This is a genomic window from Paraburkholderia sp. Ac-20336 (assembly GCF_017105025.1).
Taxonomy (GTDB): Bacteria; Pseudomonadota; Gammaproteobacteria; order Burkholderiales; family Burkholderiaceae; genus Paraburkholderia.
The window spans coordinates 56,182-62,945 of record NZ_JAAGPS010000023.1 but is presented as its reverse complement, the minus strand read 5'-3'; the positions used below and the strand labels follow the sequence as shown (position 1 = coordinate 62,945).

General features: G+C 66.3%; 7 protein-coding genes and 1 pseudogene. 5 read left to right on the top strand and 3 right to left on the bottom strand.

The window, feature by feature from the left end; translation table 11 throughout:
- The 5 genes and pseudogenes from GXB81_RS31395 to gph form a co-directional block, all read left to right on the top strand.
- Positions 1-105, top strand: a pseudogene (locus GXB81_RS31395) (energy transducer TonB); the annotation flags it as partial.
- Between the two features lie 62 nt (positions 106-167).
- Positions 168-929 carry a MotA/TolQ/ExbB proton channel family protein gene (locus GXB81_RS10685; RefSeq protein ID WP_167039385.1) on the top strand — a complete coding sequence of 254 codons (762 nt, stop codon included), beginning with the start codon at positions 168-170 and terminating at the stop codon, positions 927-929.
- Positions 920-1,342 carry a biopolymer transporter ExbD gene (locus GXB81_RS10680; RefSeq protein ID WP_167039383.1) on the top strand — a complete coding sequence of 141 codons (423 nt, stop codon included), beginning with the start codon at positions 920-922 and terminating at the stop codon, positions 1,340-1,342. The genes GXB81_RS10685 and GXB81_RS10680 overlap by 10 nt, the downstream gene beginning before the upstream one ends.
- Positions 1,343-1,463: 121 nt before the next feature.
- The gene (locus tag GXB81_RS10675) at positions 1,464-2,273 is read left to right on the top strand and encodes an HAD family hydrolase (protein ID WP_205989098.1); all 810 of its coding nucleotides are present in this window, start codon (positions 1,464-1,466) and stop codon (positions 2,271-2,273) included.
- Positions 2,270-2,974 (top strand): phosphoglycolate phosphatase, encoded by a 705-nt coding sequence (gph, locus tag GXB81_RS10670; protein WP_205989097.1) that lies wholly within the window; start codon positions 2,270-2,272, stop codon positions 2,972-2,974. Before GXB81_RS10675 ends, gph begins: the two co-directional genes overlap by 4 nt.
- Before the next feature lie 84 nt (positions 2,975-3,058).
- Here the strand turns inward: gph and GXB81_RS10665 are convergent, their stop codons facing one another.
- The 3 genes from GXB81_RS10665 to GXB81_RS10655 all read right to left on the bottom strand — a co-directional run bounded on the left by GXB81_RS10665 (position 3,059) and on the right by GXB81_RS10655 (position 6,633).
- Positions 3,059-4,129, bottom strand: a complete 1,071-nt coding sequence (locus GXB81_RS10665; RefSeq protein ID WP_205989096.1) for an MBL fold metallo-hydrolase — start codon at positions 4,127-4,129, stop codon at positions 3,059-3,061.
- A 122-nt stretch (positions 4,130-4,251) separates the two neighbouring features.
- On the bottom strand, positions 4,252-4,908 hold the full coding sequence (locus GXB81_RS10660) for a peroxiredoxin (protein WP_167039375.1): 657 nt from the start codon (positions 4,906-4,908) through the stop codon (positions 4,252-4,254).
- Between the two features lie 468 nt (positions 4,909-5,376).
- Positions 5,377-6,633 carry an MFS transporter gene (locus tag GXB81_RS10655; RefSeq protein WP_167284222.1) on the bottom strand — a complete coding sequence of 419 codons (1,257 nt, stop codon included), beginning with the start codon at positions 6,631-6,633 and terminating at the stop codon, positions 5,377-5,379.
- Positions 6,634-6,764 lie beyond the last annotated feature (131 nt).

Below are 6,764 nucleotides of genomic sequence, written 5' to 3'. Positions count from 1 at the left end.
GCGCTCGCCGCCGTCCACGCGGGCGCGTGCCGGCCCTACCTCGAAAACGGCACGCCGCTGCGCGCCGCCTACTCGCAGTCGTTCGTGTTCGGGCTGAGCGAATGACCGATTAAGCGCATGACGCCGTTGCCTCGAAGGACCACAGCCAGGGAGCCAGGAAAACCGCCATGCAACATTACGGACTCGCGAATGTCTGGGAAACCGGCGATCTCGTCACGCGCTTCATTCTGAGCGTGCTGGTCGTGATGTCGGTCATGTCGTGGACGGTCATCATCATGAAGCTGCTGCAGGTGCTGCGCATCCGGCGCATCACGCGGCAGAGCGACGCGCGCTTCTGGAGCGCGGACCGCTTCGACGACGGCCTGCGCAGTCTCGGCGATCCCGAGGCGGGCGCGCATGACAACCCGCTGCTCGCACTCGCGCTGGCGGGCCACGAGGCGGCCACGCATCATCGGCAGACGCAGCAGCATCTGCACGACCGTATCGACGTGTCCGACTGGATCACGCGCGGCCTGCAGGACACGATGGACGACACGGTCGCGCGCCTGCAAAGCGGCCTCGCGATCCTCGCCTCGATCGGCAGCACCGCGCCCTTTGTCGGACTGTTCGGCACGGTGTGGGGCATCTACCATGCACTGATCGTGATCGGCGAGACCGGGCAGACCTCGATCGATCACGTCGCGGGACCGGTCGGCGAATCGCTCATCATGACCGCGTTCGGGCTGTTCGTGGCGATTCCCGCCGTGCTCGGCTACAACGGGCTCAATCGCGCGAACCGCGCGATCGTCACGCGCCTGAAGCGTTTCGCGCACGGCCTGCACGCCTACTTCGTGACCGGCGCGCAATTGCCGTCGAGCGCGGGCCCGCAGATGCGCGTCGTGCCGCGCAACGGCGACGCGAGCCGCGACGGAGACCTCGAATGGCAATGAGCCCGTTCTCCGACGACGACGATCAAGGTCTGATGAACGAGATCAACATGACGCCGCTCGTCGACGTGATGCTCGTTCTACTGATTATTTTTCTGGTCACGATTCCGGCGATGCAGCATGCGGTCAGGATCGACCTGCCGCACGCGAGCAGCCAGCCCGAAGCGCTGAAGCCCGCGCACGTCGACGTCGCGGTGCAGGCGGACGGCTCGCTGCTGTGGGACGGCCAGCCCGTCACCGATGCCGGCCTGCGCGCGCGCATCGCCGAGGCCGCACAGGCGACGCCGCAGCCCGAGCTGCATTTGCGCGCCGATCGCAAGGTCGCGTACGAGCGCGTGGCCGAGGTGATGTCGGCGGCTCAGAGCGCCGGCTTGACGAAGCTCGGCTTCGTGACCGATCCGCAGCGGCGCAAATAGCGCGGACCCATACTTAAGGACCGGCTTATCGGCGGCGAAAGAATCTCTGAATTCAAATCGGCCGGCGACTCCGCTATCGTGGTAGAGGTCCGAACAGGCATCACGATAGCGGAGCCGCACGATGCAAGCCCTTATCTTCGACGTCGACGGCACGCTCGCCGACACCGAAACCGCTCATCTGCACGCATTCAATGCCGCGTTCGCGGAAGCGGGCCTCGACTGGTTCTGGGACGAGGCGCTCTATGCGCGCCTGCTCGAAGTGGCGGGCGGCAAGGAGCGTCTGCGGCATTACTGGCGCATGGTCGACGGCGCAGAAGCCGAGGGCGCGCAAGCCGCCCGGGTCGTCGACAAGCTGCACGCGCTCAAGACCTTCCACTACACCGAGCAGGTGCGCCGCCACGGCTTGCCGCTGCGCCCCGGCATCGCGCGCCTGCTCGACGAAGCCGCCGCGGCCGGCCTGCGCGTCGCGATCGCGACGACCACGACGCCGGCCAACCTCGACGCGCTGCTGCGGGGCCATTTCGGCGCGGCCTGGCGCACGCGCTTCGCGGCCATCGGCGACGGCGCGACCACGCCGGCGAAGAAGCCCGCGCCCGATGTCTATCGCTACGTGCTCGAACAGCTCGGTCTCGATCCCTCGGCTTGCCTCGCCGTCGAAGACTCCGGCAACGGCCTGCTCGCGGCGCACGCCGCGCAGGTGCCGGTCGTCGTCACGCCGACCGCGTACACGGCGCACCACTCTTTCGACGGCGCGCTGGCCGTGCTGCCCCATCTCGGCGATGCGCGCCTGCCGCTCATCGAGCCGGTGCGCGGCGAACGGCATCGCTGGGTGGATCTGAAGACGCTGCGGCGCTGGCATGGCGACGCGCTGCGTCATGCCGCGCCGCGTGCGCAGCCGGGCGCGAGCCCAACCAATGCGGGAACCCCATGACGACGAACAGCCATTGCAAAGCCCTGCTGTTCGACCTCGACGGCACGATGATCGACACCGCGCCGGACATCGTCGCCGCCGTCAACCGCATGCTCGACGAATTCGGTGCGGCGCCGCTGCCGTTCGACACAGTAACCTCGTTTATCGGCAATGGCGTGCGCAATCTCGTGCGCCGCTCGCTAGCCGCGGCGGGCCTCGACGAGCGCGTCGGCATCGACCGCGCGCAGCCGGTATTCGAGCGGCACTATGCCGCGACGAACGGACAGTTGGGGCGCGTCTTTCCCGGCGTCATGACGGGGTTGCGCGAATTGCGCCAACACGGTTATCGCGCCGCCTGCGTGACCAACAAACCGCAGGCGCTCGCGGCGCCGCTGCTGGAAAAGAGCGGACTCGCCGCCTATCTGGACGTGCTGATCGCGGGCGATACGCTCGCGAGCATGAAACCGTCGCCGCAACCGCTTTGGCATGCATGCAGGCTGCTCGACGTCGATCCGCAACGTTGCGCGCTGGTCGGCGATTCTTCCGTCGATATCGCGGCGGCACGCGCGGCCGGGTTGCCGGTGTTTATCGTCAACTACGGATATGGCTGGCGCGGCGGCAACCGCGAAAGCGGCGCGTTGCAAGGCGATGCGCTGATCGACTCGTTCGAGGCGTTGCCGGCGCTTCTCGCGCGGCGGCCGTTGACCGCTAACCATGCATAAGCACGCAAACAGCAGCACAAGCCCGATGCAGCGGCCATTTTCCAGCGACTCGGCAAGTGCTTGCGGAGCAAGCGCGCCACGGCTTCAGACACTATCCGACGCCACCGGCAGCCCCTCGATCTTCCAGCGCAGCATGCCGCCCGCGAGATTCGCGACCTTGCCGAAACCGGCCTTGCTCAGCAACACGCTGGCCTGTGCCGAGCGAACGCCGGAGCGGCACACCGCCACGACCGGCCGCTCGCGATCGAGTTCGTCGAGCCGGCCCGTCAACTGGGACAGCGGCACGAGCTTCGCGCCCGGCAAATGCCCGAGACGATCGATGAATTCCGGCGCCTCGCGCACGTCGACGATCTGGAACGACGCGCCGTGTTCGAGCAGCGCCATCGGCTCGATTTCCCACACGCCGCTAAAGCGCAGCGTGAGCGACGCCCAATCCGGCATTTCCGCCGCCATCGCCGCCGCGCCGTCCTGCGGTTTTCCGCAGCGCAGATTGGCGGGCACCGCCACGGCCATCAGCTTCGGATGCGGCAGATTCAGATTGTTCATATGACCGGTGAAGTCGCCGAGGTCCACATCGCCGCCAAGGCGTGGGTTGAAGCGCCGCTCCTCGGCCACGCTCGTCACGGTGATGCCGCGATAGTCGTGCGCGGGATACAGCAGGCAATCGTCGGGCAGCGTCAGGATCTGCTCGCGCACCGAAGCGAACAGTTGCTGCGGGCTGCCCTGCTGGAAATCGGTGCGGCCGCAGCCGCGAATCAGCAGACTGTCGCCGGTAAAGGCCATGCTCCGGTCGTCCAGAACGTAGGTCAGGCAACCGTTGGTATGGCCGGGCGTCGCGCGCACGCTCAGATGACGCGTGCCGAAATCGATGCGCTCGCCGTGCCGCAGCGGCCGGCTCACGCCCTCGGCTTCGACCGCTTCGGCGAGCGCGATCCGGCTGCCGCAACGCTGCTGCAAACGCCACGCGCCGGTCACGTGATCGGCGTGGACGTGCGTGTCGAGTGTCGCGAGCAGGCGCAGGCCCAGTTCGCCGAGCAGCGCGAGGTCGCGCGGCACCTGCTCGTAGACCGGATCGATCAGCAGCGCCTCGCCGCTGTCGCCGAGCAGGTAGGTATAGGTCGACGAAACGGGATCGAATAGCTGGCGAAAGATCATCGCGAACCTCGGAAACAGGGAAGGCGCGGGGGGCCTTCGTGCGAGTCAGGCATAGAGGGCACTGCGGCGGCCGCGCGAGTTACCGTACGAGTTACCGCGCGGGCCGGCGCCGTGCCCGCGTTTCAGCCCGGCTGTTTGGTGGTGCGCAGATACGGCTTGATGGTCTTGAAGCCGGGGAAGCTCTGCTGCGCCTCTTCGTTGCTCACCGCCGGTGTGATGATGACGTCCTCGCCCTGCTTCCAGTTGACCGGCGTGGCGACCTTGTACTTCGCGGTCAACTGCATCGAGTCGAGCACGCGCAGGATTTCGTCGAAGTTGCGGCCGGTGGTCATCGGATAGGTCAGCATCAGCTTGATCCGCTTGTCCGGACCGATCACGAACACCGAGCGCACGGTGGCGTTGGTCGCGGCCGTGCGCCCTTCGCTCGTGTCGCCGGCATCCGCCGGGAGCATGTTGTAGAGCTTGGCGACCGCCAGATCGGTGTCGCCAATCATCGGATATTTGACGGCGGCGCCCTGGGTTTCCTCGATGTCGGCGGCCCATCTTGCGTGGTCTTCGACCGGGTCGACCGACAGGCCGATCAGCTTGGCATTGCGCCGCTCGAACTCGGGTTCGATCTTCGCCATGTAGCCCAGCTCGGTGGTGCACACCGGCGTGAAGTCCTTCGGATGCGAGAACAGAATGGCCCACTGGTCTCCAATCCACGTATGGAAATCGATGGTGCCCTGCGTGGTGCGCGCGGTGAAGTTGGGCGCGACGTCATTGATACGAAGTGACATATTGCCGTCCTGTGAAGTAAGGGTTGAGAGGAAGACTCGAGCCAGGCCGGTCTGCATCTGCAACGGTCCAGCGCGGGCCCGAAAAAACGGCGGAAAACACCAGACGCTCATGATCGACGAACTTCGCCGCCGGCCGCAAGAGCCGGTGCGATGTTCGGCGATGTTCATAAGTGACGAATACAGAACTGCGCGGAACTGTATGGAACTGCGCGAAGCCACGAGGTCCCGCCTGTCAAACGAATCGGCGCGGCCTCGCCTTGACAGAATGATAGTCGGGAATGCGGCCCGGCATCGGTGTACCGACGACGCAGCAAATTGCTGCGTCGGTCGAACTTCGCGCGGGAGGGGGAAGCGCTACGGGGATAGCGTATGCGTGAGGTTGGCGGCCGGGGTGCTTCAGGCGCGTTGCTTCAGGCAGGCCTCAAGCGGGCCTCAAGCGGGCTTCAGGCGAGCGCTCAATCAAGAGCGTCAATCGGGCGACGCGTCGCACGCGCAATCGAGCGAAGCCGCCCTCGCAGGCCGTTCCGCCGCGGCAAGCCGTTGCAGCGTCACCATGCCGAGCAAGGCGAGTCCGAGCCCCAGCGTGAAGTCGGCGTGCACACCCGCGCGGTCGACGATGGTGCCCCCGACCGCCGAACCCGCCGCAATCGCCACCTGGATCACGCTGATGAACAAGGCCGAGCCCGCTTCGGGCAAGTCGGTCGTGCCGCGCTGAATCCATACGCTGAAGCACAGCGGAAGTGCGCCGAATGCGATGCCCCACAGCAGCATCCCCACGGTCTCGCCGATGGGCGAATGCTCGAGCAGCAGCATCGACGACATCGCGCCGAGCAGCAGCAACACCATCGCGGCAACGGACTTCTTGAGATGGTCCGACACCGCCATCGACATCAACGCATTGGAGAAGAAGCCGATCAGGCCGAATCCGAACAGCAGCAGCGTGATGGCGCTCAACGAGAAGTCGTGCTCCAGCAGCGGCGCGATGTAGGTGTAGGTCGAGAAATGCGCGCCGAACACGAGCGCGACCATCAGCATGCTGAGCCGCATATGAGAGCGGCCGAGCAGTGTCTTGAAGTCTGCGATGCGCAACGCCGATGCCGACGGCAACGCGGGCACGAGGAACACCTGCGCCAGCAAGGCGAGCGACACGAGGCCCGCGGTGGCGGCGAAGGCCATGCGCCACGAGGCGAACGACGCGATGAACGTGCCGAGCGGCACGCCGATCACCGTCGCGAAGGTGACGCCGGTCAGAATGGTCGCGGTCGCCCGGGCCGCGTCTTTTGCCTGCACGAGTCGCGGCGCCGCCGCCGTCGCCAGGGTCCAGAAGCCGCCCAGCGCGGCGCCGAGCAAGGCACGGCCCACCAGCATGACCGGAAAATTCGGCGCAATGGCGCACACGATGTTCGCGATCAGCAGCACCGCGGTGAGCAGCAGGAAAACGTAGCGGCGGTCCGTGCGGCCGGCGCCGACGATGAGGGTCGGCGCGAATATCGCGGCCATCACGCCGGGCGTGGTGACCATGAGACCCGCAACGCCGGTGGACACGCCCAGGTCGTGGGCGATTTGCGGCAGCAGGCCGACCGGCAGAAACTCGGCCGTCACGAACGCGAACGCGCTGACGGCAACGGCAATGACGGATAGCCATTGACCGGCGGACGTCGAACCGCCTTCGAGGGAGGCTGGGGTTGAAGCTCGGGTAGAAGCAGTGGGTGTATCGATATGCATGGGGACACTGATGCCAGATTGAAGGCCCACACTTTAAGCCGGGTTTCGATCCGGAAAAAGTATCGTCTGCTGAAAAGACTAGCTGGCGTGGCTGAACAATGTCGGTGCGAGCCGCCAAAGCGCGAACGGCA

Coding starts and splice junctions, on each gene's coding strand:
- GXB81_RS10685 (WP_167039385.1), top strand. CDS start 168: ATGCAACATTACGGACTCGCGAATGTCTGGGAAACCGGCGATCTCGTC.
- GXB81_RS10680 (WP_167039383.1), top strand. CDS start 920: ATGGCAATGAGCCCGTTCTCCGACGACGACGATCAAGGTCTGATGAAC.
- GXB81_RS10675 (WP_205989098.1), top strand. CDS start 1,464: ATGCAAGCCCTTATCTTCGACGTCGACGGCACGCTCGCCGACACCGAA.
- gph (WP_205989097.1), top strand. CDS start 2,270: ATGACGACGAACAGCCATTGCAAAGCCCTGCTGTTCGACCTCGACGGC.
- GXB81_RS10665 (WP_205989096.1), bottom strand. CDS start 4,129: ATGATCTTTCGCCAGCTATTCGATCCCGTTTCGTCGACCTATACCTAC.
- GXB81_RS10660 (WP_167039375.1), bottom strand. CDS start 4,908: ATGTCACTTCGTATCAATGACGTCGCGCCCAACTTCACCGCGCGCACC.
- GXB81_RS10655 (WP_167284222.1), bottom strand. CDS start 6,633: ATGCATATCGATACACCCACTGCTTCTACCCGAGCTTCAACCCCAGCC.